This is a genomic window from Mesorhizobium sp. M0633, assembly GCF_040320645.1.
In the GTDB taxonomy this organism is placed as follows: domain Bacteria; phylum Pseudomonadota; class Alphaproteobacteria; order Rhizobiales; family Rhizobiaceae; genus Mesorhizobium.
In genome coordinates, this window is record NZ_JAMYQC010000029.1 from 19,711 (window position 1) to 46,024 (window position 26,314).

24 protein-coding genes and 2 pseudogenes are annotated in these 26,314 nt (G+C 60.4%); 11 read left to right on the top strand and 15 right to left on the bottom strand.

The window, feature by feature from the left end; translation table 11 throughout:
• Nucleotides 1–117 precede the first annotated feature (117 nt).
• A complete protein-coding gene (locus NKI47_RS25730; protein WP_352594043.1) occupies nucleotides 118–1,041 on the top strand; it encodes a glycoside hydrolase family protein in 924 nt (307 codons plus the stop codon).
• A gap of 425 nt (nucleotides 1,042–1,466) precedes the next feature.
• Here the strand turns inward: NKI47_RS25730 and NKI47_RS25735 are convergent, their stop codons facing one another.
• The 7 genes from NKI47_RS25735 to NKI47_RS25760 form a co-directional block, all read right to left on the bottom strand.
• A complete protein-coding gene (locus NKI47_RS25735) occupies nucleotides 1,467–2,393 on the bottom strand; it encodes an ArsR/SmtB family transcription factor (protein WP_352594044.1) in 927 nt (308 codons plus the stop codon).
• A 184-nt stretch (nucleotides 2,394–2,577) separates the two neighbouring features.
• Entirely contained in the window at nucleotides 2,578–2,703 is a 126-nt protein-coding gene (locus NKI47_RS35200) for a DUF982 domain-containing protein (protein ID WP_502897048.1), read from the bottom strand.
• Nucleotides 2,704–2,778: 75 nt separating this feature from the next.
• Nucleotides 2,779–3,384 carry an ABC transporter permease gene (locus tag NKI47_RS25740; protein ID WP_352594045.1) on the bottom strand — a complete coding sequence of 202 codons (606 nt, stop codon included), beginning with the start codon at nucleotides 3,382–3,384 and terminating at the stop codon, nucleotides 2,779–2,781.
• 104 nt (nucleotides 3,385–3,488) lie between these two features.
• The gene (locus NKI47_RS25745; RefSeq protein WP_352594046.1) at nucleotides 3,489–3,644 is read right to left on the bottom strand and encodes a hypothetical protein; all 156 of its coding nucleotides are present in this window, start codon (nucleotides 3,642–3,644) and stop codon (nucleotides 3,489–3,491) included.
• A gap of 641 nt (nucleotides 3,645–4,285) precedes the next feature.
• Nucleotides 4,286–5,161, bottom strand: a complete 876-nt coding sequence (locus NKI47_RS25750) for a carbohydrate ABC transporter permease (RefSeq protein WP_352594047.1) — start codon at nucleotides 5,159–5,161, stop codon at nucleotides 4,286–4,288.
• On the bottom strand, nucleotides 5,158–6,048 hold the full coding sequence (locus NKI47_RS25755; protein WP_352594048.1) for a carbohydrate ABC transporter permease: 891 nt from the start codon (nucleotides 6,046–6,048) through the stop codon (nucleotides 5,158–5,160). Before NKI47_RS25755 ends, NKI47_RS25750 begins: the two co-directional genes overlap by 4 nt.
• Nucleotides 6,049–6,091: 43 nt before the next feature.
• Nucleotides 6,092–7,384, bottom strand: coding sequence for an ABC transporter substrate-binding protein (locus NKI47_RS25760; protein WP_352594049.1), 1,293 nt, complete (start codon nucleotides 7,382–7,384; stop codon nucleotides 6,092–6,094).
• 443 nt (nucleotides 7,385–7,827) lie between these two features.
• Between NKI47_RS25760 and NKI47_RS25765 the strand changes: the two genes are divergently transcribed.
• From NKI47_RS25765 to NKI47_RS25775, 3 genes are read left to right on the top strand one after another with little or no spacing between them, the layout of a single operon-like run.
• Nucleotides 7,828–8,703 (top strand): ROK family protein, encoded by an 876-nt coding sequence (locus NKI47_RS25765; RefSeq protein WP_352594050.1) that lies wholly within the window; start codon nucleotides 7,828–7,830, stop codon nucleotides 8,701–8,703.
• Nucleotides 8,700–9,470, top strand: a complete 771-nt coding sequence (locus NKI47_RS25770) for a GntR family transcriptional regulator (protein WP_352594051.1) — start codon at nucleotides 8,700–8,702, stop codon at nucleotides 9,468–9,470. The genes NKI47_RS25765 and NKI47_RS25770 overlap by 4 nt, the downstream gene beginning before the upstream one ends.
• 39 nt (nucleotides 9,471–9,509) lie before the next feature.
• Nucleotides 9,510–10,301 (top strand): sugar isomerase domain-containing protein, encoded by a 792-nt coding sequence (locus NKI47_RS25775; protein WP_023678721.1) that lies wholly within the window; start codon nucleotides 9,510–9,512, stop codon nucleotides 10,299–10,301.
• A gap of 89 nt (nucleotides 10,302–10,390) precedes the next feature.
• Here NKI47_RS25775 and NKI47_RS25780 read toward each other — a convergent pair whose 3' ends face one another.
• From NKI47_RS25780 to NKI47_RS25795, 4 genes are all read right to left on the bottom strand, one after another.
• A complete protein-coding gene (locus tag NKI47_RS25780; protein WP_352594052.1) occupies nucleotides 10,391–12,436 on the bottom strand; it encodes a CHASE2 domain-containing protein in 2,046 nt (681 codons plus the stop codon).
• A gap of 15 nt (nucleotides 12,437–12,451) precedes the next feature.
• The gene (locus NKI47_RS25785) at nucleotides 12,452–13,276 is read right to left on the bottom strand and encodes a FecR family protein (protein WP_352594053.1); all 825 of its coding nucleotides are present in this window, start codon (nucleotides 13,274–13,276) and stop codon (nucleotides 12,452–12,454) included.
• On the bottom strand, nucleotides 13,273–14,547 hold the full coding sequence (locus NKI47_RS25790; protein WP_352594054.1) for a tetratricopeptide repeat protein: 1,275 nt from the start codon (nucleotides 14,545–14,547) through the stop codon (nucleotides 13,273–13,275). Before NKI47_RS25790 ends, NKI47_RS25785 begins: the two co-directional genes overlap by 4 nt.
• Nucleotides 14,548–15,019: 472 nt before the next feature.
• A complete protein-coding gene (locus NKI47_RS25795) occupies nucleotides 15,020–16,207 on the bottom strand; it encodes a magnesium transporter (protein WP_352594055.1) in 1,188 nt (395 codons plus the stop codon).
• Nucleotides 16,208–16,988: 781 nt separating this feature from the next.
• Here NKI47_RS25795 and NKI47_RS25800 point away from each other — a divergent pair.
• Nucleotides 16,989–17,300 (top strand): hypothetical protein, encoded by a 312-nt coding sequence (locus NKI47_RS25800; RefSeq protein ID WP_502898075.1) that lies wholly within the window; start codon nucleotides 16,989–16,991, stop codon nucleotides 17,298–17,300.
• The gene (locus NKI47_RS25805) at nucleotides 17,300–17,476 is read left to right on the top strand and encodes a hypothetical protein (protein WP_352594056.1); all 177 of its coding nucleotides are present in this window, start codon (nucleotides 17,300–17,302) and stop codon (nucleotides 17,474–17,476) included. The genes NKI47_RS25800 and NKI47_RS25805 overlap by 1 nt, the downstream gene beginning before the upstream one ends.
• A 323-nt stretch (nucleotides 17,477–17,799) precedes the next feature.
• Here NKI47_RS25805 and NKI47_RS25810 read toward each other — a convergent pair whose 3' ends face one another.
• Nucleotides 17,800–18,048, bottom strand: a complete 249-nt coding sequence (locus NKI47_RS25810; RefSeq protein WP_254820110.1) for a helix-turn-helix domain-containing protein — start codon at nucleotides 18,046–18,048, stop codon at nucleotides 17,800–17,802.
• Nucleotides 18,049–18,252: 204 nt separating this feature from the next.
• Between NKI47_RS25810 and NKI47_RS25815 the strand changes: the two genes are divergently transcribed.
• Nucleotides 18,253–18,960 (top strand): hypothetical protein, encoded by a 708-nt coding sequence (locus NKI47_RS25815; protein ID WP_352594057.1) that lies wholly within the window; start codon nucleotides 18,253–18,255, stop codon nucleotides 18,958–18,960.
• Nucleotides 18,926–19,168 (top strand): DUF2274 domain-containing protein, encoded by a 243-nt coding sequence (locus NKI47_RS25820; RefSeq protein WP_352594100.1) that lies wholly within the window; start codon nucleotides 18,926–18,928, stop codon nucleotides 19,166–19,168. The genes NKI47_RS25815 and NKI47_RS25820 overlap by 35 nt, the downstream gene beginning before the upstream one ends.
• 16 nt (nucleotides 19,169–19,184) lie before the next feature.
• On the opposite strand, the gene NKI47_RS25825 is transcribed toward NKI47_RS25820, so the two are convergent.
• Nucleotides 19,185–20,072 carry a LysR family transcriptional regulator gene (locus NKI47_RS25825; RefSeq protein ID WP_352594058.1) on the bottom strand — a complete coding sequence of 296 codons (888 nt, stop codon included), beginning with the start codon at nucleotides 20,070–20,072 and terminating at the stop codon, nucleotides 19,185–19,187.
• Nucleotides 20,073–20,256: 184 nt separating this feature from the next.
• Between NKI47_RS25825 and NKI47_RS25830 the strand changes: the two genes are divergently transcribed.
• The 3 genes and pseudogenes from NKI47_RS25830 to NKI47_RS35205 all read left to right on the top strand — a co-directional run.
• Nucleotides 20,257–20,412 carry a hypothetical protein gene (locus tag NKI47_RS25830; RefSeq protein ID WP_352594059.1) on the top strand — a complete coding sequence of 52 codons (156 nt, stop codon included), beginning with the start codon at nucleotides 20,257–20,259 and terminating at the stop codon, nucleotides 20,410–20,412.
• A 270-nt stretch (nucleotides 20,413–20,682) separates the two neighbouring features.
• Nucleotides 20,683–21,375 (top strand): O-methyltransferase, encoded by a 693-nt coding sequence (locus tag NKI47_RS25835; protein WP_352594060.1) that lies wholly within the window; start codon nucleotides 20,683–20,685, stop codon nucleotides 21,373–21,375.
• Nucleotides 21,376–22,198: 823 nt separating this feature from the next.
• Nucleotides 22,199–23,168: pseudogene (locus NKI47_RS35205) on the top strand (IS66 family transposase zinc-finger binding domain-containing protein); the annotation flags it as partial.
• Between the two features lie 115 nt (nucleotides 23,169–23,283).
• Here the strand turns inward: NKI47_RS35205 and NKI47_RS35210 are convergent.
• Nucleotides 23,284–23,516: pseudogene (locus tag NKI47_RS35210) on the bottom strand (IS701 family transposase); the annotation flags it as partial.
• A gap of 137 nt (nucleotides 23,517–23,653) precedes the next feature.
• Nucleotides 23,654–25,843, bottom strand: coding sequence for a calcium-binding protein (locus tag NKI47_RS25855; protein WP_352594061.1), 2,190 nt, complete (start codon nucleotides 25,841–25,843; stop codon nucleotides 23,654–23,656).
• Nucleotides 25,844–26,314: the final 471 nt, after the last annotated feature.

Genomic DNA, 26,314 nt, shown 5'->3' on the forward strand with positions numbered 1-26,314 from the left:
CGTTCAACAACCGTTCATGGGCGGAGTTATAAATGAGGGCTGCGAATCGATTCGGCTGAGGCACGCAGACGGTCCAAATCAAAGGGGTCCGCGAAACAATCGCGGGAATGCTTGGGAATGAAGATCGACTTTGAAACCAACGTCTTTCCATTGTTTCACCCGCAGGCGGTGGATGATGTGAAGGACCCTTGTCCGGTGTTCGATGGCACGCTCTGGCACGTCTTCGGCTCCAGCGGCACCGTCACAACCGAGAGCTGGAAAATCCTCCACGCCACAGCGCCGGATCTTTATGGACCCTGGATAGAGCACGAGGCGATCGTTTTGCCGGTAACCGGATCGGGCATTGCGGCGCCCGGCGTCATTCATGAGTGCGGCGTCTTCCACATGTTTATCCAGACCGAATTCATGAAGTCCGGCGGACGTTGCGAGCACGCGGTCTCCAATGACGGCTTTCATTGGGTCGTGCTCAATCCGGCGATATTGTCGCTGCCCGACACCGATGAGGACGGCATCTACGATCCCCACCCCGCAATCATCGCCGGCAAGCGCTATATCGTCTATTCAGGCATGCCCAAATTCACCAGGGTGCCTCAGCCTGATGTCTATCTGGCGCGCAGCCAATCCGATTCTTGGTTCGGGCCATGGAAACGTCTCGGCAAGATACTCGATCATCTCGATGTGCCGCATCACAATGCGCGCGAGCACCCCGATTACGAGTGGGGAATAGAAGGGGCGCAACTGGTTGAATTGCCGGATGGCCGCGTGCTTCTCAACGCTACCTGCTTCCTCCCCGACGGCCCCCGTGGAAGCCGTCAACGCGTTTTCTTTGCTATCGCCGATAGGGTAGAGGGTCCTTATGTCTCTGTCGGCCCCGTCCTTGATCCTGGCGAGCCAGGAGAGAATGGCCATTCGACCGTAATGATCGAAGGCCGGCAATTGACTTTGTTCTACCAGAGCAGACGCGAGACGACGAACCACCGCTGGCGATATGGTCTGGCCAAGTGCGACTTGGATCGGCACATACTTTCCAGAGTTGCCTAGAGAACGTGATCCAATCGTAGCCGCTGGGCTACCCACCTCGTCCAGGTCGCATTGCCCGACGGACGCCGACAAAAACCCAAGAAAGGCACAGATTAAGCTCGCTCATCACAATGGTGCTGCCAGTCGCCGTTTCTGATCGATGGTCGTCCAGCGATAACCGATGGGCTAGATGTCCCAGGCTGATGACGTAGGCAGTCGGCGAAGCCTGCGACGAGGCAGGTTGAGAGTAAAAAAGGTAAGTTGGTCGCGTAAGATAATATATTTAGATTCTCTCGTCGAACTCCTCGGTGAGACCAGTCGTGCCAATCGGTTTCTGAGCGTCGGTGACAAGATAGCCGCAAGTCTGACAATTGGATGCCGATTTGGCTAAATGAAAGGAAGCAGCTGAAATTGGGTCACTATTTTTCTAACCGGGGTCGATGATATCAACCCGTTTTGATCCTGAGCAGGATGTCCTGATCGTAATTTCCAAAGCCCTTGCCGAAAATGTTGATCCCGCCGGGGCGCTTGGCGTCGTCCTTGACGCCGATACGGATACGGATTGAATGATGGTTCTTCAGGTCAAGTGCGGCGAGGCCGGTTTCGGAAATCCTGACCCCGTCGATATAGGTGCCTTCATTGACAATTCGCCAGTTCTTGAGCTTGCCGTATTGCGAGCCCTTGAGCTTCCACCATGAGGGCGTAAAGACGCCGCGCTTGTCGCCGAAATCGCCCGGCGACGTCCAGGTGCCGACATCGACGCCATTGATCGTCAGCGTGATGTCAGAGGGCCAATCGGCGCTGGTGCCCGGCACCTCCGAGGACAGCTCAATCGCCACTTCGAGTCCGGTGATCTCGGCATTGGCGAGCTTGGCATTGTTGGGGAACTGGTATTCGACAAAGCCGCGCGTGAACCACAGCAGCCCGGCTTTCATGCGGTCCGGATCAAGGAAAGTGTTGGGAACATCGAGCAGACCAATGATGCCGTCCGGCGAACAAAGGCCGCAGGGCGCGGTAACCTCGAAGCCGGTATAAAGCCCGATCGGCATCGACACTTCCATCGCGTCGTTCTTGACCGCACGATATTCGCCCTTGAACACGACGAGCACTTCTTCGGCCGTCGGATAACAGATTTTCTGATTGCCTTTCTTCGCCTTCCGGTTCTCGGTGCGGATCAGCCCCGCATCCTCCAGCACCTGGATGTTGGTCGAGACGGTCGATTGCGGCAGCGACAGCACGGCGGCGATTTCGTTGACATTCATCGGCCCTTTCTCATGCAGCAGTTTCAGCATCGAGATCCGCGCCGAGGAGGCAAGCCCCTTGAGCACGGCAATGCCTTCCTCAGGTTGGATCACCAGAAAATTGCCACTCATGAATTTGCCAGTCTATGCTCGTGGAAGAAGCTATCGCCTCGCCAATTCGTGTTCGGTAAGCTTGCGTTGGTGGGCGGGACCGTTGCAACGGCGTTGAAGGAAACGCCGAGCCGGCAATTTGGTTACATGCACGCGGCTACACCTTCGGTACGCATTGAAGCCACACCGCAACAAGGATGTTTGGCTACAGGTCTGAAATTGTTCGCCGCGCAATGTTGGCGTCCTTGGCTGCGGTAATGGACGCCTTACGCGCTATTCTTGGTGGCTTTTTGCAGCGCAGGTTGGCAAGGCACGCCTCGATTTGCAGCAAGCCGCGAGTCGCAGCGAGGCTTCGGCCAATTCTTCAGCAAAACTTCGACCGCGTCCGATACCGCGAAAGCGGTCCTTAGAGCTGCGGGCCTGGCGAACTGATCGCATTGCTGTTCCGTCCGTTTCCTTTAGTTCTGGAACACGAAGTCACAATCAAGGTTCGGCGGCCGCAGCAATGTCTCCCTCCCAATGCATGGCTGCAGATCGGTGCGCACCGATCGACCCTCGCCCCCTCCGGGAGGCCGCGGGCGCGGGGACAGCTCTTGTGGCGCAGATCACGACACGCGCGGTGCGCCCCTTTCGACGTAAAACGCAGGTCACGCGGAGACGCGTCGGCCGGCAAGTCGCGCCTGTAGGAGCACAGCCGCCAGCAGAAAAAAACGCGGATGACGCTCTGCCAATAGGCTGAGAGGGAAATCCAGCCCAGGCCGTTCTCGAAGTTCAGAACATTGAACAGGATACCGAGCAGCAGCACCCCGGCTAACGTCGTGATCACCGAGCCGGAGCCGCCGGTCAGCACTGTGGCGCCACAATAACCGCGGCGACGGCAAACAGCTGCCAGCCAACCCCTTATGGGCTGCCCGGCACCAAACTGGGCGGCAAGAATGACGCCGGCCAGCCCCGCGAGGCCGCCACTGGCTAGGTAAACCATGAATTTGGCGCGATCGGCCCGGAGGCCCATCAGCCGCGCGGAATGTCCTGACAAGACGGCAGCGGGCTGGGAGCGGGTGGGCAGACCGGCCGTGAGGACGCCTCACACGCGATGAGCGCCGGACGCGCTAGTCGTTAGCCGGCCTGAATTGGTTTGCCCTTCTTCTTCGGGGGCAGCTTGGTTTCCGCGTCCGCAGCAATCGGCTTCGACGGCGATGTTTCAGCGCTCAGTCGCTGCTCGCGCAATCGCGCAGTTTTCGCCTGGCGTGCAAGACGCTCGGAGTCGGTCAATGTGCGAGCTGCGATTGTGGTGCGCTCATATCTTTCCTTGTCGATCCGTCGGGTGCCCACGCTTTGCCCTGCCGCTTTTGCTTGCCTCGATGGCCCGCGCCTCTCGAAAACGCGGGCCGATCGGGCCCTTCAATCTGCCAGCAGTGAGTGAGGACCGCTGCCGGCACCGAACCACCATTGCGGCATTGTGTTCCTCTGCCTCCAAGAAAAACCAGTATATGCAAAGGCTGAACGTGAGAGGCCGTAGCGGCGTCGAGCGGCGGCCCACGCGGGCCAGTAAGGAGCTATGGACCTGCATATCGCGCCGGCGCCATCGGTTCGGGCCGACCACAATTCGCCTGGCTCATCCACATTCCTTAACGGCGGCCGCAACAATGCGTCCGACTTAAGTTCGGCTGCAGTCACACGCATTAGACCGACAATAAACTGCGTTCCCGGGCAGGGTGGAAACGCCGAGTATAGCCCCATAACATCATCAAGACCCTTCTGAGGCTCTGGCTGTAGCTGAGGCGGTGGGGGTATTCGCGTCCAGGTTCGCTGATGAACTGATAGCTTTCAGAACGCGGCTATCTGCCTAGCTCCGTTCTGCGCACCAGCGCGTCCCGATGACAGCCAGGCGAATGCCGGCCGTGCCGCGGACGCTACCCCTTGACTGCCGAGCCGACGATCGAATCCACGAAGAAGCGCTGCAGGAAGGCGAATAGCACCAATGGCGGCAGCACGGCGAGCGTGGCGCCGGCCATGACCAGTCCTGTATTGAGGGCGCCTCTGTTGTAGCTGAGCAGGCGGCTGAGGCTAATGACGATCGGATAATCCTCTGCATTGCCCTGCAAAACTGTCAGCGGCCACAGATAGCTGTTCCAATGATAGACGAAGGCAAACAGCGCCAGTGCCGCGATCGCGGGCGCCACGCTCGGGGCGACGATCTTGAACAGGATCAGAAGTTCCGACGCCCCATCCATCCGCGCGGCATCGATCAAATCGTCCGGCACGCCGGCGATGAACTGGCGCATCAGAAAAATACCGAACGCATTGGCGAGGTTGGGCACGATGATGCCGGCAAGGCTGGCATTCAGGCCGATCGATCCGACGAGACGATAAAGCGGAATCAGCGTGACGATCGGCGGCAGGAACATGGTGGCGATCAGCACCGAAAACAGCAGCGAGCGGCCGGGAAAGTGGTGCTTGGCGAAGGCATAGCCAGCCATCATGCTGGTCACCAGAATGCCGGCGGTGGTGATGGTGGCGATCACCAGCGAATTCCACATCGAGCGGCCGACATTGATCACGCCGGACACTTTCTCGTAGGCTTCGAGGCTCGGCGTGCGCGGTATCCACACCGGCGGCACCTGCATGGTTTCGGCCGGCGTCTTCAGGCTGGAAAGCATCATCCATAACAGCGGGAAGGCAGAGGCCACGGCAACCAGCAGCATCACCGTCGCGAGCAGCGCCCTGCGGCCCGCCGGGCGTTTGCGCGCCAACCGGCTCGACCATCCCGAGCGGCCAGGCGCGCTCATTCGGCGTCCTTCCGGTCGGCATAGGCGAACAGCGCGCACACGACGACGATCAGCGCCAGCATCAGCATCACTGCCATGGCCGAGCCCAATCCGCCTTGCGCGCGCTCGATGCCGACACGGCGGATATGGTAGGTCAGCACGTTAGTCGAGCCGACCGGGCCGCCTTGGGTGATCAGCGCAACCGGCTCGAATACTTGCACGGCGTTGATGATGGCGATTACGGCGCTGAACAGGAGCGTGCGCCGCAGCAGCGGCAAGGTGATGAAGCGGAACTGTTCGCGCCGGTTGGCGCCGTCCAGCGTCGCCGCCTCGTAAAGGCTGCCCGGGATCTGGGTCAGCCCGGCAACCGCCAGCACCGTAAAATAGCCGATCTGCTGCCAGACGTTGAGGACGACGATCGAGATCAGCGCCGAGCTTGGCGAGGATAGCCATGGTTGCGCGCCGATGCCGATCAAACCGAGCATCTGGTTGACCGGCCCTTCGCTCGGCGAATAGAGCTTCGACCAGACCAGCGTCACGGCGATCATTGGCACCATGTAGGTGGAAAACAACACTGTCCTGAGTGCCGTGCCGCCTGCGACATCACGCTGGTAGACCATCAGGCCGAATGCTAGCGAGAGCGGCAGGATGAGGACCACCGACAGCGCCGTGTAGATCGCGGTGTTGAGCAGCGCTCTCTTGAAATCCCGCCCGACCGAGGTCGGGCCGAATATTTCGCGAAAATTGTCGAAGCCGATGAAGCTCGCATTGGAAAAAGGCGTCTGCGTCGACCAGTCCTGGAACGACAGCCAGATGGTGAGCAGCATCGGCAGCAGGATGAACACGCCGATCAATGTCACCGCGGGCGCCAGCATGATGCCCGCCGAGGCACGATAGGTCTTGATCATCGCTCTGCTTCCAAAGCGCCGAGCTCTCGAAACAGCGCCTTCACTATTTGGCGGCACGCTCCAGGATCGAAACGGCATCGGCCTGCGCGTTCGCCTGCGCATCCTTCGCCGAGAGCTGCCCATACTGCAACGCTTCGAGCGTTTGCTGCAACGACTCGCTGAACTCCTGGCCACCCGGCACGACAGGGAAGGGCTTGGCGTCGGCAAGCACGCTGACATAGCCGGACAGGAACTCGGAGCCGAGCTTGTCCTTATGGGCTTCGATATCGGAGGCACGCGACGGCAGGATGCCCATCGACATCAGAATATCCGACATGGCCGAGGCGCCGTTCTTGCCGGACTTTGGATTGTTCAGCCATGCCAGGAAATCCCATGCCGCTTTTTGCTCGGCCTCACCGGCATTGGCGTTGACGACGGTCATCCACGAATAGGAGATCGAATGCGGCTTGTCGCCGCTCGGACCGACCGGGATCGGTGCGGTGGCGATGTTGGAGAACTTGTCGCCCATGCCGGTCTTCAACGCGCTTTCCCACCAGTTGGCCATGATGATCATGCCGGTCTTGCCGGAGACGAAATTGTCAAGGAAGGGACCGGTGGTGTTGGCGTCGGCGGTGGCCATCGCCGGATCGCTGGCGCCGGACTTGATCAGGTCCTCGTAGAGCTGGAAAGTCTCGCCGGCTTGAGCACTGTCGAGCACCGGCTTGCCGTCCTTGACCAAGTCGCCGCCATTGGAGACCAGCAGCGAGGCGAAGGGATGGACGACGCCCGCCGCCCAGGAGTTGATCATGCCGAAACCTTGCTGGCCGGCGTCTTTCCTGGTCAGCTTCTGGGCCGCATCCTTCAATTCGGACCAGGTCTTCGGTGCCGCCGTAATGCCTGCCTGCTTGAACAGCTTCTTATTGTAGTTCAGCGCATAGACGTCGATCTCGTTTGGAATGCCGTAGAGCGTGCCACCAACGGAGGCTGCGCTGACGACACCGGCCGGCCACGCACTTTTGACCTCGCCGGCAACCGTGTCGGGGGCTGGCGCGACCAGCTTGTCTCGCGCCAGTTCGGGCAGCCACAAATCGTAGATGCCGCTGATCGTCGGCCCATCGGAACTGCCGCCTTGGGAACGCAGTGTCGTCAGGAGGTCGCCGAAGGGAACGGCGCGGACGGTGACGGTCACATCCGGATTGGTCTTGACGTAGTCCTTGGCCGCAGCGTCCAGCAACGCCACCGTCTCCGGCGACCAGTGGGTCAGATAGGAGATGTTGACCGACTGAGCCCAGCCGACGGTGGGCGATGTCAACAACCCTGCAGCCAGTGCCAGTTTCGAAATCCAAGCCAAAGACATCCGGATCCTCCGCGCCGCACAGCGATATCAATGACGTTATGACAAGTTGAAGCAATGATGCAAGCGCTATCTTCCTGGAGAGTTCCTGCCGGCGCTGCGGCGATTTCTTACTTCGGTCTATAAAGTGAGTGATCGCATTTTGAAAACAAACAATTACCTGAAATAGCTCAAGCTGTTTCTCCCTGCCGGCCAGGCCCAAACATGCCGCGAGGCTCTTGCGATCGAAGTCATGTCGTTATAATGACATTACACAGGGATGCGGATGTCGGTAAGAGCGGGAGACTGAGCATGTTTTCGATTCATCGACACGACGCGCTCAGTCTGCTCGGCGGCTTTGCCGCCGCGTGCACCGGGGTATGTACCGCACTGCCGACCAGAGTCGCCGACACCTTGGGGAGCTGGCGCACCGAGGAGCGGGCGGCCGCCAGTCGGGGCCGCTCTCGATGACACGCGTTCTCGCCATCGATCTCGGCGGCACCAATTTGCGCGCCGCTATCCATACCGGCGATGTTCGTTGGCTGGAGATGCTGGGCCGCGAGCCTGCGCCGGCAAGCCTTGATGCCTTCGTCGCCCGCATCGACGTGTTGCGAGCCGAGGCCGGTCCGGTCGACGCCCTCGGGCTTGCGGTGCCCGGACTTGTCGAGGGCTCGGTTTGCCGCTGGATTCCGAACTTGCCCTATCTCGACGGCATCGATGTCGCGGCCTTGTTTCCTCGTCTGCCTGTTGCCATAGGCAATGACGCGCAGATCGCCATGCTGGCCGAGGTGGTCGAAGGTGCTGCAAAGGGCCTCTCCGATGCGATCCTGCTGGCGATCGGCACCGGCATCGGCTCCGCCGTTATGGCCAATGACCGCATCGTCGCCGGCGCACGTGGCGGCGCCTGCTCATTCGGCTGGGCCTGCGCCGACATCGAGGATGAAGGCGAGGACCGCAGCGGCTGGCTGGAGCGCTTCGCTTCGGGGCGGGCGTTCGACGCCGCGGCGCGTCAGATCGGGTTGGCCAATTGCGGCAGGTTGGTCGAGGCCGCCCGGGCTGGCAAGACGGCCGCACTTGACGCGTTGGAGCTGCCGGCGCGCCGGCTGGGCACTGCCCTTGCGGGTGCGGTCGCGCTGCTCGATCCCCAGGCAGTCCTGATTTCCGGCGGCCTTGCCGATGCACTGGACGTGATAGGGCCGCCGCTGCTTGCGGCATTGCGGCGTCAGCTGCCGCCGCATCTGCGGGATGTCGTTCTGCGGTCCGGCGAATTCGGCTCTCGCGCCGGTCTCGTCGGCGCCTCGCTGGCCGGTCTCGCCGGAGCACAGTGGAGGCAGATAAGGTGAGCGAGCCGAGCTTTCAGCAACCGGACCGCAGCAGGCCCGAGCCGCTCTGGTATCAGGTGGAGGAAGCGATCCGCACCATCGTCAAGAGCGGCGAGTGGGCGACCGGTGACCAGATTCCGGCCGAAGACAGATTGTGCGCCTTGTTCAGGGTGAGCCGTATCACGCTGCGCCACGCCTTGCGCAATCTTGAGGAGCACGGGCTGCTCAGGCGCGAACATGGCCGTGGCACCTTCGTGCGCTCCACGACCCTGGTCGCTGGCACCCGCGAACTGACCAGCTTCACCCAGGAAATGGGCAATATGGGCGTGGTCGCCGGCTCGCGCTTGCTCGACTGCAGCCTGACCACCGCCAATGCCGCCGCGGCCGGAGCGCTTGAGATCGAGGAGGGTGATCCGGTGGTGCGCATCCGGCGGCTCAGGCTCGGCAACAACGAGCCGATCGGCATCCAGACGGCACAGCTCTCGTCCGCGCGCGTGCCCGGCTTCCTCGATGCGGGCCTGCTGCAGGGCTCGCTCTACGAAGCGCTGGAACGCCATTACGGCATCGTGCCGGTCGCAGCACGCGAAAACTACCGTGTCGGCGCGGTCGGGGCGGCGGATGCCGAGTTGCTCGATCTGCCCACGGGGAGTCCCGCTTTCGTGGTCGAGCGCATCACCACCGACGAGCGCGGCCCGTTCGAATTCACCGTCTCGATCATGCGTGGCGACCGCTATGAAATCCGCTCGACGCTGCGCGCCGGCCGCGCCCCGCCAAACGCACGAAGCTGAGCCATTACCCAAGCCGACTTACATAACAGGAGTACCGACGTGTCCGATCTCTACATACCTCGCCTTGCCGCTCTCATCGAACAGGCCTCGAAAGCCAATGCCGAAGCCTTTGGCGAGGCGGCCAGCCGCTTTGCCGACACGCTCGAGAGCGGTGGGCTGGTTCATCTCTACGGTTCGGGCCATTCTGTGTTGCCGGTCCAGGAAGTGTTTCCGCGCTACGGCAGCTATGTCGGCTTCAATCCGCTGACCGACCCGCGCGTCATGTGGCATAACGTGCTCGGCGCCGGTGGCGTGCGCGAACTTCTGTGGCTGGAACGGACCGAGAAATACGCCGAGAAATTCCTCGACCACCAGCCGCTGAACAAAGGCGATTCGATTATCATCTTCGGCCACAGCGGCCGCAATTCGTCGGGCATCGATACGGCACTTTACGCGAAAAAACGCGGCATCTTCGTCGTCGCGGTGACCAGCAAAAACAATCTCGACAAGCCGGCGACGCACTCTTCCGGCAAACGGCTTGCCGATGCCGCCGACCTTGTCATCGACACCTGCTCGCCGATCGAGGATGCCATCGTGCCGGTCGAGGGCTGGAGCCGGCCGGTCTCCGGTTCGTCGACCGTGCTTGCCATGATCCTGGCGCATGAGCTGATCGCCCGCACCGCCGAGGCGCTTTCGAAACGCGGTATCGAGCTGCCGGTTTTCGCCTCGCCGACAATTGCCGGCGTCACACTGCACGACACCGACGTCATCTATGGGGTCTATCGCGAGAAAATGCTCGAGGCTCAGAAGAAGCATCTGCCGACCTTCCAGGCGACCATGCGCGGCGAATGACAACCGGGGAGGGCACGCAAACCGCTGGGCCCCCCAAGCGGTCATCAGTTCACAATGCAGGTCGGCACCCCGCGATCCGCTTGATCCGGTCAGCGTGTGCTTCGGGTTCGGGGTGCAACATTAGGGGGAGCCATTTGCACGGACAGCGGCGAACCAACCACCATGGCAGGGGCGCCAGATTGCTCACCACGTTGGCTCCCTGCTTCGCGGCTCATCCGTTGATGAGTGGCTTGCATCTCCGGAACGGTGAAAACCGGCACCTCGCCCTTGAAACCCTGGAGCTCAAATGCGCCCGCCTGGACGACCGGCATGGATGCTCCTTCCGCAAAGCCGGGACCAAGCACCAGGGGAATGCCCAGCTTCTTGGTCGTCGACTCGAGCCGTGCCGTGCGGTTCACTGGCGAGCCGATCGCGGTGTAATCGAAGCGCCGTTCGGAGCCGAAATTGCCTACCGAGCAAATGCCCGTCTCGATGGCGACGCCGATTGCGATGGAGGGGTGGCCGTCCGCGCTGAAGGCGGCGTCTTCACGCTTCACCCGTTCGATCAGGGCAAGCCCCGCGTCGAGCGCGCGCTCGCGATGGTCCGGCTGATCAAGCGGCGCGTTCCAGAAGGCGAGCACCGCATCGCCCATGAACTTGTCGATGGTGCCGTCGCGCTTGAGGATCTCATCGGTCGCAATGCCGAGGAAATGGTTGACCACCGTTGCGATCTCTTGGGTATCGAGCTGTTCGCTCATCGTGGTGAAGCCGCGTATGTCGCTGAGCAGGATTGTGATCTCGCGCTTCTCGCCGGACAGGATCGCTTCGGTGTCCGAGCTTGCGAGGCGCTGCACCACGGAAGGCGATAGATACTGGGAGAATTGCCGTGCCAGGGTGGACCGGCGCTGCTCGCTGCGCCTGTAGAGGACATAGCCTTCGAAGCCGGCTACCAGGATCGTCGCGAGCGCCGGCTGCAGCGGGTCATAGAGTGCACCCTGCAGGCTGTATTCGAGAGCGCCGAACACGAAGGGCGTGACAGCCAGCAGCGCCAGAGCTAGCGCACCAAGCACGACACGTCCGGCGAGCACTCCGGAAAGCCCGATGAAAACGACGGCACCGAGAACAAACCAGAGCCGCTCGAGCATACGTGCGTACGTTGGCTCTGCAAGATAGCGCCCGGCAAGCATCTGGCCGATCGCATCGGCGTGGATGTCCGCGCCTGGTCGCGCTGGACGCGTCGGGGTGGGCAGGTACTGCGTCAGTCCCACGGCCGACAGATCGACAATGGCGATGGCCTCCCGCAGCCGCGGATCGCCATGGCCCGAAAGGATAGTGCTGGCAGATATACGCGGCGTATCGGTGTTGGTTTCCCAGAGGCGGATGCTCCCCTCCGGCTCGAGCGGCACAATGGCGCCGGCCATCCTGAGTGCGTCGAACCCGGCGGCATTCATCCGGGCTATGTAGCCGTCCTGTCCGGCATAAAGGCGCAGGAGCTCGAGCGCGAAGGACGGCCACAGCTGCACGCCTTGAGCGGTGTTGCGAAGCCACAGCAGCGGCACATGGCGCAGTTCGCCGTCGGGATCGGGCAAGGTGCGAATTACGCCGAGGCCTGCGGCAGCGTTCGAGAATTCCGCAAGTGAGCCGGTCAGGCCGGTGAAGCCGGGAAGTGTGTCGGGTACCTGCCCGACGATCGACCAGCCGGCTTTGGGTTCTGCTTCTGAAACCGTCGCCTCGTTGCCCAGGCTGACGGCAAGCGCCGTTCGATTTTTGGCCAGCGCCGCTGCCAGGCGGTTGTCTCCGGCGATACCCTCAGGCGAGGTGTCGGCCTCGGGGAGTACCAGCGCAAGCCCGACCACCGCCGCGCCGGATTCGGTGATGCCATCGACCAGATCGGCCAAGAGGCCACGGTTCCAGGGCCATCGCCCATGTGCCTTGAGGCTGGCGTCGTCTATCGAGACGATCACGACAGGATTGCTCGTCGCCTGGCGTGGGGCGAGAAACTGGTAGAAGTCGTACGTCCGCTCACGCAGGCGCGACAACGGCCCGTCAAAAGCCAAATGGCAAGCGAGCAGCAGGAGCACGACCGCAAGACCGGATATTTTGCGCGTGCCAGCTTGCCGCCAATCAGCCCAGCGCCAACCGACCAAGAGGCTCATGTCGTGCGGCCAGGCCTAATTGCAGTAGTAGCAGCAACCCTCACCCTCACACTCGCCCTTATCCACGCCCCCGCCCACAGGTGGTGTTAGGCTGTCGGGGAACTCCATGACCACTCCTGGCAATGCGCCGTCCGTGGACTCGCAGACTTTGAGCGAGCCGCCGAGTGCCGACGCACAAATCGCGCTTACGTCCAATCCAGGACCCGGTGCGCCTGCCAGGCCGGTGCCGGCTATCCGGTCGATGCTGTCCAATATCGGGAAGGTGTCGATTCCGCCGTAGCCGGTCAGCAGCTTGCCATCTTCCGATGTGCAGGCGTAGCCCGGGTTTGTGATGACCAGCCGTTTGCCATTGATCGTACAGGTCATGCGGCCGGCGCGCAGTATGCCGACGGTCTGGCCGGCTGCCACCAGCACTTCGATGATGCCGCCTCTCGCCCCGAGCACCATGTGCGGGGTCGCAACCTGCATGACGCCCCCTTTCGAAACCTGGCCGCCATAAAAACGGGCCAGGCCGCTGTTCATCCCGATGTCGATCTTTCCCGATCCGGAGCCCGGATTGTAGACGAATTCATCGATCGTCAGGCTGGTGTTCGGACCAATCTTGGCGCTCGATTCATCCCGGAACACCAGCATTCCAAGACCGGTGGGATTGCTGCGCAGCTGGTCGCCGAGTTCGACGCCGGCACCAACGTTCATTGTCCCGCCGTTGTTGCGGACGATGTTGGTCTGATAGGCCGTCATCGACCCGACCGTCTCAGCGGCGGATGGTGCCGCGAAGGCAAGGCAGGCGATAAAAATGGCGATCTGACGGTACGGGGTCCTCATCGCGGCCTCTTTCAATTGAGCGTCAACGTATAGCTCATGAGCATTTCGAACGATTTTCGGTCGCGGTTGGCGATGTCGAAGTTGGTTTCGCGATAGGCGAGATCGACGCTAATCTTCTGCGCCTCCGTCAGCTGAAAATCGCTTTCGGAGGCAATGCGCCAGAAGTCGCTCTTGATATTTGTGCCGATGCCGACAGACAGATCGGGAGTGTCGCTGTGGCCGGCCGAGAAGGCGATCTGGTGCGACCATGCGAAAAGATCCGGTACGTTCATCAACAGGCCGCCATAGCGGACCTCGCCCGTGTAGCTGCGGCCGATTTCGCCAGATCCGGAAGCGAAGTCATTCGAGCCGACAAAGCGCAGTCCGAGCGCCTGGCCATTGCGGAAGCGGTAGCTGCCGCCTGCCTCATAGAAAACCCTGCTATCGGCGAAAATGCCTTGCGAGGCGCTTAGATCGATGTAGCCGCCACCGGCGAAAAGCGTCGTCTCGACCGTCGGGCGCACGACGAAGCGTCCACTGACGCCGATGCCGGTTTCGTGGATATCGCTGTCGAAACGATCTGTAACGGTAAACGCCGAAAGCAGCAGGCGCAGCGAATCGATCCCACTGTTGGGCAAGCCCTTGTCCCAGGTGATCGCGGCGTTGCCGTGGATAAAAGTCTCCTTGCTACCTGGAACCGACAGGTCTTCCGTGAAAAAGCGCTGTGTCGCCGTCAACGACCCTGAAACAACGAGAGCGTCGGCGCTTGGCGTGCCGAGGTCCCACCGGACAAAGCCTTCCGCCCGCCCATAGGGCGAGACGAAGCTGTCGTCGTCCTGCGCCCCGCCGGGCTCAAAATCGGTAAATGCGCTGAACACGCCGCCGGTCAGGGCGAGTTCCCAGGTGACGCCACGCAACGCGCGCTCGATGCGGGCGAGCAGGCGAACGGCTTCTTGCTGCTCACTTGCGGTCAGACCGCCGACTTCGATGCCGTACTGCACCTGCCGCCGGGCCAATTCATAAGAGCCGACGTGGTAGTACAGCCGGCTGGCCGCAAGCCGGGCGCGCGCATCGCGGGGATATTTGATCAGATACTGCTCGATTGAGGAGATCGCCTGATCGTATTGCCCTGCGTTGACGGCAACCGTGACGAACTGGGCGAGCGTTCCGTTGTCGGCCGGACTGGCGATGCGGGCCGAAAACGCATCGTCATAGGCCGTAAAAAGACCTTGTGCGCCGGCCGGCAATACGCCGGTACAAAGCAGCGCTGCGGCGCAGCCGAAGATCGTTCGAAACGAAGATTGCATGCCGAGAACCCACCCCAAACCCGACTAGTGCGAAGGACTTAGCACGACCACAAGAAAAAGGCGACTGAACGGTCGCCAGACCATGCGAGTCTCAGCAGCTGTTGCAGCTGCGCAACAAACCATCGGGGTTATTCGTATTTCGGCTACGCCGGTTGTCAAGACGTCTTCTCAGCGTTGCTGTAACAATTGAAGTATTCGGCACCGGCGGCAACTAACTCAAATCATCAGCAGTCGTTGATCGCACGCCCGACAAGATTAATATTCTCTGCGCGTATCTGGTCACCGCCTGACACATATAGCTCATCCAAAGGTCTTCCGTGGGCGTTCCGCAAGTGGTCGGAAAGCTGCAGGGCGATGCTTCTCGCAACGGCCTGCGCGATTGCGGCCTGGCCTTCGCAATTTCGTTGACCGCCGACGAGGTCAGCTTTTAGGAACCCCATTTCCCCAGGGACGCGTCACCGGACGCGCCTTGCTACAGCACGAGCATGGTGGCCAGCCCCAGCATCAGCCCCATGCCTACGATATCGGTCACGGTGGTGAGGAAGATCGCCGAAGCGACCGCCGGATCGGCGCCGACCCGGCGCAGCCCCAACGGGATCAGCACGCCGGAGATTCCGGACATGAGGCACGATCCGGACATGGCAAGCAGGATCACAAGTGCCAGCATGGGCGCCTGGGCCGCCGACTCCGGTTGCAGCGACGCGTAGAACCACATCGCCGCAGCCGCCACAAGGCCGACGAGCACGCCGTTCGCGATCCCGAGCGCGCCCTCCCGCATCACCAGGTGCAGCTTCGGTCGTTTGTCCACATCCCCCAGGGCAAGGCCACGCAGCGTCATCGCCAGTGCCTGGCAGCCGGTATTTCCGCTCTGCCCGGCCAAGACCGGGAGGAACGCTGCCAAGGCGACGATCTTCTCGATCGTGCCTGTGAATGAACTGACCACGAAAGCGGCCATGAAGGCCGTCAGCAGGTTCAGCTGCAGCCACGGATGACGCTTCAAGAAGGCTGAAAACAGCGGCGTAAAAGAACGCTCCTCCTTCTGGACACCCACCATCTGGCCAGACTGGGCAGAAATCTCGATGATTTGCTGCTCGAACAGCCGCCAGCCGCGAACCTGCCCGAGCAGCCGGTTGTCCGCGTCCACCACGGGATAGACAGGGTAGTGACGGCGTACCGCCGCCTTGCAGGCGTCGCTCAAAGAGAGACCGACGTTAAGGGCGAACGGCTTTGGCAGCATGATCTGATCGACCATCGCGTCCGGTTCGCTCAGCATCAGATCGCGCAGGACCACCAGGCCAACCAATTTATCGCCTCCGTCCGTGACGTAGAGATAAGTGAGCTCGGTCGGCACCTGGGCGCGTCTGACCGCCTCCACTGCGGCGGCTACCGTCGTCGCGACAGGAACGCTGGCGGGAATCGGGTCCATCAGTTCGATGAGCGAATCGGGGATCACGAAATCCTTGCCATCGGTATCAGGCTTGATAGGCCTCATATGCGCTGGCAAATGCTCCGCCACCTTGCGGGCGTGCCCATCCGGCAACAATTTTAGTGTGTCCCGGATGAACTCGGGAGACTCTCGGGCAAGCAATTCAGCCGCGTCGTCGGGTGCTCGAGCACGCAGCGTGCGCACCAACTTCTGAACGTCGTTCTCTTCTTTCATCTGCCGCCGCCCCCAAATTGCTAGTGTCTTGCCTGACAGTATGACACGGATCGGATCGCTCTGTCTGGCGCGCAGTGGCTCAAGCGCCTCGATCCCGAAATCTTCGCCTCTCGGGCGCCGAGTGGACCGAACCCAGACAGATCTGAGCCGTTGCGGCGTACATAAAGGCGGGCTGTAACCTCTGCGTGTCGCCGAGAATTCAACGTGTTGCGAACTTCACCGGTCTTTTCCTGGGGGTCTGCGAGCACGCCGCAACGATGAAACCTAAACCCGGAAACTCTGCAGAGGCAGTGCCTCCGGCGTTAGAATTGATTTGCCTCATGCGGGGCATCTAGCCAGTTTCACCAGCTCTGGAGGCGGATGAATTCGCCAGGATGACAAGGTGATTTGCGTGAAACCGTAATAGCTTAGCCTGAGAAAGGGATTTTCTGTATCAAGTCTGTCCGGAACTAGAGGTGCTCTTGAGAGCTTGCAGATTCCGGGCAGGCAGCCTGCTTTGTGAGACGCGAGGTCGTTGCGGTCCGATCCGAGTTAATGTAGGCCCACTGATCATAGCGGTGGACCGCTCGATCGCATCTGGGGGGCGAACGAAAACTCGTTTCGAGAGTGGTATCGGTTCGGCATTTGCCGTCTCACCTAGCAGTGATCCGGACGGCCCGGGATTCCTGGCCGCCCGTCATCGGGGGATGCATATGAGCAACATTATCGCCCCAGTCTTTAACTCAATTTCTGCCAATGGCGGGTTGGAGAGCCTTGCGGCGGACTTTCGCAGCTTTGCCTGATGGGCGTGGAAGCCGTCGAACTGGGACTGACGACCCTCGACCTCATGGTCGGTGGCCGCGTCATCCCCGAGAGAGCCGAGAGGCTTATCGCACTGACCAGGCAATTCGATTTCCGCTATACGGTTCACGGCGTCGTCTCATCGAACCTCATGGATCCGGCGGTCTGCCGTTACCAGATCCATGCAGCCAAGGCCTTGGTCGAACTCTGCGACCGGGTCGATGCGCGCGTGCTTGTCCAGCATAGTGGGCCTTTTCGCGCCGACCAGCTTCTAGATCGTGCCGCTGCAGAGGGACGCGAACGCGAAGCCTGATGGCGCTCGTCGATTTCAGCCATGCCGCGCGGAGCGCGGAGCGGCCGAGTAAAGGTCGAGAATCCGCCGCAGTGGTGCTGCCAATGTCGGCCAGGGCTGCCGAACCCGTTGGCAGCGAGCCGTTCCGCATTGGCAAGATCGACCGTAACGAGTCTCGTCGATCCTGTTTTCAATGAGATTGTAAGAAGAGTGCGCCTGCCGGTCTACGATATGACGGCCAGCATTTGGCTTGGCCGCTCCTTGGCGGTTGAGCGGGCAGTGGCCGGAAGCGTGCCAATCACCCACCCGTTGGCAAGCCGGGCCGTAGGCTGATTTCTGCTCTCTGCAATTGCTTGGCTGCTCGCCAATTCGGCTTTGAGGTCGTGGGTGCTCCCGCATTTTGAGTGAGGGCAATCGATCTGTAACAATGACAATCGTAAGCTGAGCTGCAGATGGACACACGCAATAGACGTAGGCCGCACATGGATGAACGAAGCCTTTGCTGCCCGTTTGTTGCAAATCATTTGCTTTCCAGAGGGCGTGCCAGCCGAACGCCAGGCCCGCCGCCATTTTCGGGAATGAATTCGACGCCACCGGCCTCCAACGCACGCTTCAGTGCTTCGATCGTCACCTGGTTGGCCTTCAACATGCCAGCGATTGGCTCAAGCCGCTTAATGGTCGCGACGGACACTTTTGACTTCGCGGCGAGGGCTTTTTGATCCCATTGCAAAAGTGCGCGGGCTGCCCGCAACTGCTCACTCGTTATCATTATTATGCCTAACGCATCATTTGATGCCAAAAGTCTTGACTATGCCGGCGGTTTCGTTTAGGGCCGTAGAGTGGACACTGCGCTCGCTCAGCCCCAACAATACTCGACCGGGGGCAGGACGAGCCCGTGTGAAACGGCCGAATAAGGTGGTGCAACACCTTACCCGGCCTGACCACAACCCTAAGCTTCTGAGGAGCTCGGATCATGACTGATTCCGACAATATCACGAGTCTGCCATTCGTCACCCGCAGTCGAGTGCGTGCGGGAACAGTAGTGGCTACTACCGCGTGGACGTTTGAAGGTAACGCCTCCGCAGGCGACGCCGGAAGGACCAATGTGCCTTCTGACCCAGCGCTGGCGCTTCGGCGGGAATGGGAGAGAGTCCACAAACAGACCGAGCGGCTTTGCCGCAGGCAGCAGCGCCTGGAGACAAGGCTTGTCGAGAGCGTCGGCTTTCCTTGCGTGACAGTCCGCCCGGGCGAGGGTGAGCAGGTGACGGTCCATTCGATCGAGATGCTCAACGAAGTGCTCGGCAAAGCGCCGGATATGGCGGCTCTCCGCGATAAGGCCGAAGCTGATTTCGCGGCGCATCAGGCACGCTGGGATGCGGCTGCGGAGGAAACCGGCTACACCGCTGCCTTCAGGGCCGAGCGCGAGGCTAGCGAGAAAATGCAAGATCTGCTGCAAGCGTTCTCAACGACCCCCGCCACCACTCTCGCCGGTGTGGCAGGCAAGCTCGATGCCGTATTGCGCGAGGGCGAGGCATGGGAGGAATGCTCCGAATTTCCTTGGCCGCAAATCCGCTCGGCGCTCAATGATCTGGTACGCATCGCCGAAGGCTTTGGTGCTGAACGGGTGCGGCGCCGAAGGATTCGTCCTGACCAAGCTGAAACTCTCCGCCATTCCCGATGACCGTCCGGTCGAGATCACGGTCGAACTGCCCGGCGCCGTTCATCGCGATCTCGTCGCCTATGCCGAAGTGCTTGGTCGCGAGATGGGTCAGAGCGTTGCCGATCCGGCAAAGCTGATTGCACCGATGCTGGCGCGATTCATGACAGCGGACAGAGCCTTTGCCAGAACCCGGCGAAGCCTGAAGCCGGGACGAGTGTTCCGGGTTTAGGCCGGTCGGACGGCAGTCAGGAGGAATACCGATCACGCAGGAACGCGATGAAGATCGGCAGGGCAGGATTGGCGTTGTCGGGGCGCCAACGGGCTAAACTGGAGATCTGGATTGGCTTGCCCCCGATCCGCAGCTTACGACAGACCGCATCCTGAGGAACACTATCGGCATCTTGGTCGTGGATCAGAGCGATTCCAAGCCCGTTTCGGACAAGGCGCAAAAGGATGCCCGCACTGACGTGATGTTCGACGATTGCAGGAAGCTGCACGGCGCGTCCAACGGCGTCGGCGAGCTGAAATGCTTCGCCCCTGCGCACCAGCAACGTCTCCTGCTGCAACTCTTGCCACTCGATCACGGAACGGCTGGCGAGAGAATGATTTGCGGCAAGAACGACAGCCAGAGTGTCTCTCCACAGCGTCAATTCGAACGCGCCGCCGGTAAATCGGGAGGAGGAGGTCACGACGACGTCGACCTGGGTGGCACCCAGAGCAGCCTCAGGCGAAGGGTAAGGACTCTCTGTCAAGCTGACGGTCACATTGGGATGAGATTGCCCGAACTCGATGATTGCATCCAACGCTCGCCCGGCGAGGATGATCCCGTTGGAGCCAATGGAGAGCCTTTGTTGTTCATCTTTGATGCCGGTCCTGGCAAGCGTTAGGGTATTGTCCAGTTCGAGCAGCACGGAGCGCAGACGATCGAGGAAACGCTCGCCGGCCGGGGTTGGGCCAACGCCGCGGGCATGGCGATGAAATATTCTCATTCCCATCGCGTATTCGAGATCGCGTATGCGTCGGCTGAGCGCGGTGTGATCGATCCCAGCGCGCCGCGCCGCGCGCAGAAAGCTGCCCTCCTCGGCGACTACGAGCGCATAATTGAGGGTCGCGAGTTGAATGGAGCTCCGCATCTCTGCTCGACGTCTAGGTAGCGACAAATTGAAGACGTTTTGAGCGCTTTTGGCGACCGCGGGCTATCACCAAATCTCAGTATTGACACAGGGCGAGCAGTCCAACCTCCCTACAAGAACAATAACGAGACACCGTGTGCGAAACCTTCTTCGATCACTGTCGTGGTCGGTGCATCTGGTCCGCATGGTCGACAGCACCATCGTTCGCACCCTGCTCGGTCCGGGACCTTACTTCCAGCCGTGTGCAGCAGTCGCCGACAACGGCTATGCCAGCAAAGCCGACCGGCAGGCGGCACGAAACCGCGGCATCACCCCCTTTCTTTCCGCACAACGCCAATGAGAAACAAAAAGCCGGGCCTCTTCGCCAATACAGAGACGCCTGCATGGACAAGCCGTCGGCAAGCTCAACGCTTCAAACGCGTAGCCCCACCACGCGAGAAGACGAAACGAATTTTGCATCCATTGTCGCACTCACACCAAGCTTCATCCTTCCACACCGCCTAGGCAGAACCGATTATCCTAAAAGCGGCAATGTGTTGCTCTAAAGGGTTTATTGCTTCACTGTGAAACAACCGATCTGCCCACTGAAACGACAGTAAGGATATAACCTATGAACCCCATCACAAAGCTGATCGCCGGTGGCCCCAGCAGGAAATCGCGTTTGCATAGTGAAAGCGGAAATCTCATGCCCTGGAAGGAGCTGCGCCACCTGCCGCGAGTAGCTATGGAGTTCACGCAATCGCGCCTGTTCGGCGTTCGCCCGCCAGTGCCATGGTGGCCCGTTTCGGTGATCCCGATAATAGAAGAATTTCTCAAAGCCCAACCCAGGGATGTTATCGAGTTCGGGTCTGGGAGTTCAACAATTTGGCTTGCTGAGCGAGCAAAGGCGGTTAATTCAATAGAAGATAGTAAGAAATGGGCAGAGACCACAAATAAAAGGTTGAAGGAAAGATCGATATCTACCGCCACCGTGCGGCATGCGGAAGGTTCAGATTATTATGATCTGGGCTTGATATCGCAACAATCATTCGATCTGGCTATCATTGACGGAAGTTGGCGGTGGCGTTGTGTCGAATCTGTTCTTCCGCTGATGAAGCCTAGTTCTCTGATATATCTAGACAATAGCGACGCAGATAAAGACCGGCATCATTACTCATCCACGACGATGTCGAAGGAGGCCCAGAAGCGACTTGTCAGGTATTCGGAAGCGCATCCCGGTTCAAGGATTGAGGTAGTTCATAGCTTGATTAGCGGGGAACTTCACTCTGGAGAGGGGATGTTATTGTGGTTGAATCGTGACTAGCCATCGAGGCGCTCCATGACGTGCTCGGCAAAGGCCGGCTATGGCGGCTCTCCGCGAAAACGCCGAAGCTGATTTCGCTGGGATGAAACTGCCGAGGAGGGCGGCTCTACCGGTGTGCTGATGGCCGAGCGTGAAGCTGACGGGCGGGAGCGCATCTGCTGGAGGTTCTGATCCCACTCTTGCCAGTGTCGCGGGCGTGTTCGCTGCCGTGTGCGGGAGGGGGTGGCCTGGGAGGAATGCTCCGAGTTTCCCTGGCTGCAAGTCCACTCGGCTGAAGCTCTCCGGCGTTCCAGATGGCCGGCCGGTTGAACTGCCCTGCCGCGGCTCATCGCGATCTGTTGCCTATGCCGAATAGGTTGGCCGTGAGAGCGGGCCGGCAATCGCCGCTCGCTGATGAGCATCCACCACCCCTGACGCAACCGCCACAAGGACGCCTCAATGCGGGCAGCAAGCCGTTCGCCGATCACCGCAATGACTCGGAAGGGGATTAAATCATTAAAACCCATGTTCTGGGTACGCGAACATTGCCCAGGAATGAAATTCATGCCTCATGGCACGATCAGCGCCGACGCTGGAGAGTGTCCAGGATGAGGTGCCTGCACATTCACCGACAGTGGGTATCGCAGCGTGCTAGGAGGGGCCTTGAGAGCTGAGGGTCGTCTCCGGGTGCGTGCACCGCAACCCTAGTCTAGTTTCCGTCCACAAACGCCAAGCTTCTGATTTAATTAACTGAATCGCTGATTTGCGCAAGCGGGGCCTAGCGGTTTCAGGTATGTTGGATCATGCCACTGAGTCCAAAATCCTGCCAACGCCGGGGCCGACAATGCGTCAACAATGCACCGTCCGACCCAGCATATTCGATCTTTTCGCCAGCACGAGATCGGCTGCGAACTGAAGGCGATGTCGCAATGGCTGGATGAGCATTGCGATCTGCTTTGCCTGGTGGCGCGAGACCTGTGTCGGGACGGCATCAAAAGCGACGGACGGCAAGGCCTGCCCGCCGAAGCGGTGCTGCGCTGCGCGCTGCTCAACAATATCGGCAGCTGAGCTACCAGGAGTTGGCGTTCCACCTTGAGGACTCCGCCTCGTTTCGCGCCTTTGCCCGACTGCCATGGTCGTGGAGCCCACAGAAGTCGGCGCTGCAAAAGACGATCAGCGCGATCCGGCCCGAGACCTGGGAACAGATCAACCGGGCCCTGCTTTTGGGCGCTCGGCAGGTGAAGCTCGAAGACGGCGCGGTCGTGCGGCTGGACAGTACCGTGACCTCGGCGCTCATGCACGAGCCGAGCGACAGCAGCCTCTTGTGGGATGCGGTGCGGGTCATGGTGCGTCTGCTGAAGCGAGCTGACGCCTTGATTGGTGGCGCGGGCCTGGACTGGCCCGGTTCGCGCCAGCGCAATCGTGGCCACTTGCCTGCCCATCTGCCGCGAGTGGAGCGGATCATCGAGCCCAAGAGCGCGCTGTGTCCGTGCGGCTGCGGCGAGATGGCCAGGATCGGCGAGGATCTCAGCGAGGGGCTCGACGCAATCCCGGCGCAACTGCGCGTGCTGGTCACGCCCCGCCCTAAATACGCTCGCCGGCGCTGCTCGAGCGCGGTCGTGCAGGCACATGCGCCCGAGCATGTGGTGCCTGGCGGCCTGCCGACCGAGGCGCTGATCGCCCAGGTCATCGTCGCCAATTTCGGCGATCACTTGCGGTTCTACCGGCAGGCCGAGATCTACGCCCGCCAGGGCATCCAGCTGGATCGGGCGACACCGGGCAACTGGGCAGGCCGGGCCTGCTTCCATCTCAAGCCCATAGCCGACCAGATGCGCGGGCATCTGGCTGCGGTAGAGCGCCTGTTCATGGACGACGGCGCCGGTGCTCGATCCCGTACGCGGCAAGGTCAAGAAGGGCTTCTTCTGGGACGTCCCAGTGGCTGCGCCCCAACAGCGACTGCATCCGATAGGGCCGCTCCGCTCCGGACTGCTCAGCCATCAGCCAGCCTGTCTTGCGCTCAATGCCGGAAAGAAGGCCGTCAAGGAAATCTGCGCCCGTCTCCCGCAACTCACGACGAGGAAGCACCCGCCCAACCCGCGCCTTCAGCGCTGTGAGCTCCTGCTCCCAAGCCAACAACGACCTGACCACGAAGCGACAGACATGGTATCCTCCATAACCTGCCGAAGTGAATCAGAAAATCAAATGATCCGCAACTGTAGTACTAGGCTAGCCCGCGAATCCAGCGGTTGAACAAAGACAGAGCGGCGGACCGGCTCGAAGGTCCGCCGTCCCGGGTCGTTCAGATCACAAGGAACGAACCTGCCGAAAGCGAGAGACCTGGAGAAAGCGTCGCAAACTGAATTTGCGCTGCGCCACCGATCCCGTCGCTGTCGAACGAGAGCGCTCCGGTTGAGCTGTTGTAGATGATATGGTCGGAGCTATCATGCGCGGCCGTGCCAGCAAAGAAAGCAGCGGATGAAAGGCCACCCAGCTTAAGCCCGGCAAAAACGGCGTCGTCGAGGTGGATCTTGTCCTGAAGCTTGTCGAAGTCGGTGACCCTGTCGATATTGCCGGCTCCAGGAGCGCTGCTGAACACGAAGGCATCGTTGCCCCCATTACCGGTCAAGATGTCGGCGCCGCCGCGGCCGTTGATGACATTGGCGCCGGCATTGCCCTGGATGGTCTGGGCGAAGCCGTTGCCGGTCAGGTTGATTGCAGACGTACCGGACCGGTTGGTAGTGGCGAGGAGCTCGATCTGTGAACTGGCCGAAAGCGCATGGCTCACCGAGGCGAGCACTTTGTCGGTGCCGCCACCCACTGCCTCGTATACCCTGTCGCCGGTATTGTCGACATAGTAGGTGTCGTTGCCGCCATAGCCGACCATCGTATCGGCGCCAGCGCCGCCGTTGATGACATTTGCGCCCGCATTGCCCCTGATTGTTTGGCCGAATTCGTTGCCTGTAAGATTCGTGACCGTCGTATGGGCCGGGTTGTCGGTGGCCAGAACCTCGATCTGCGAGCCGGCTGACAGGGCATAGCTCAGCGAAGCAAACACCCTGTCGGTGCCGCCACCCACTGCCTCAACCACCCTGTCGCCGGCATTGTCGACGTGGTAGATATCGTTGCCGCCATAGCCGACCATTGTGTCAGCGCCGCCGCCGCCATTGATGATGTTGTCGCCGGCATTGCCCTGGATGGTCTGGCCGAACTCGTTGCCGAGCAAATTGATGGCCGTCGTGCCTGAGGGGTTCGTGGTGGCGAGAAGCTCAATCTGGGAGCCGGCCGAAAGGGCATGCCTCACCGAAGTGAACACGCTATCTGAGCCGCCGCCCACCGCCTCGAACACCTTGTCTCCGGCATTGTCGACATAGTAGGTGTCGTTGCCACCATAGCCGCTCATCATGTCGGCGCCGCCGAGGCCGTTAATAACATTGGTGCCGGCATTGCCCTGGATGGTCTGGGCGAACGCGTTGCCGGTCAGGTTAATCGCCGTGGTGCCGGACGGGGTGTTGGTGGCAAGAAGTTCGATTTCCGATCCGGCCGCAAGAGCATGACTTACGGAGGCGAATGCTTTGTCAGTACCGCCGCCTGCAGCCTCGATCTCCTTATCGCGGACATCATCGACATAATAGGTGTCATTGCCGCCATAGCCGATCATCGTGTGGCCGCCGGCCCCGTGAAACACATCGTCGCCGCTGGTGCCATACAAGGTGTCGCTTGTGTCGACGGGAGGCGGAGTGGTCCCCGTTGTTGCAAGGTTGTGTTCCCGGAAAACGGCCTGCAGTTCCGAAGAGCTCTCCAACGCTGTGTCGCCTCGCTGCGAACCCCAGGCGTATGCGTAGTCGAAGGCGGGTGACGGAACCAGCTTGGCCCAGTGCTCCATCATGGTTTCCATCTGGGCGGCGGTGGGCACCACATATTTGCCACCCATGTCGGTGTTATACTCGCCACCTCCAAACGCCTGGTAGCCCGGAACGATCTGGCTCGTCGGGATGCCCGATGCCTGAGCGGCGGCGACGAATTTATCGATCATGTTGTAGTCGACCGGGCCATCCGTGCGGACGGGATAGACATCTATGCCGTAGTAATCGATACCCGTATTGGCGGGATTGTACGTGCCCCTAAAATCCGGATTCGCCGACGTCCCCAAGCTCATCATTGTGATGTAGGTCTTGGCGCCTGGAAAATGCTCATGGATCCAGTCGGATTCAGCCTTCAGATTCGCGGCGGAAGCGTAAGTGCCCCATTGGCCGGTGGGATCCGGCTCGTCAACCAGGAAGAACCCAAATACATTCGGGTTGCCGAGGAAAGGAGTAACCTTGTCGATAAAGGATTGGGTTACGCCGTTGGCCTCGTCAAGGTACACCAAGCCTTTCATGCCTTCCGGCAGCTCGTTGACCTGCTCAACATATTGCACGCTAGCCAGATTGAATCCGGCCTTTGCAATGTCCGTGCCGGATCCGCCCGACGTGTAATGGAGAGTCGCCATCCATAATCCCTCATTTTGATTCGATAGCGCCCCGCGGATGTCTGCCTACTAGAAGGTGTATATTAGCGCCAAATCACATACCTGCACGCTTTGATAGAATGATTGATTGGTAGCAGGATTTTCACATTACGGCAGAAAATATACTTTATGAGGTCGACGATAGCGGTGATGAGTATAATTTAAACGCGGACGCATTTCTAATGTCTAGCTCTAAAATTCTCTGGTATATTTACGAGACACTGCATACACTGATAGAGAAGAATTATTCTTTCAAAATTAGTTAGAAGTTACTTAATTAACCTTGGACTCGTTGATTGCGTCGCTATTAATTTACGTAAAATAGTGATAATTGGTGTTATGGCGCGAAGATGAGATACAGAAAATTGGTGATTTGATTAGTGTAGCCAAAGAAGATATGAGTTTGAATGCCAAAGAGATTGCAGCAACACGCCAATTTTCTTCAATATGCAT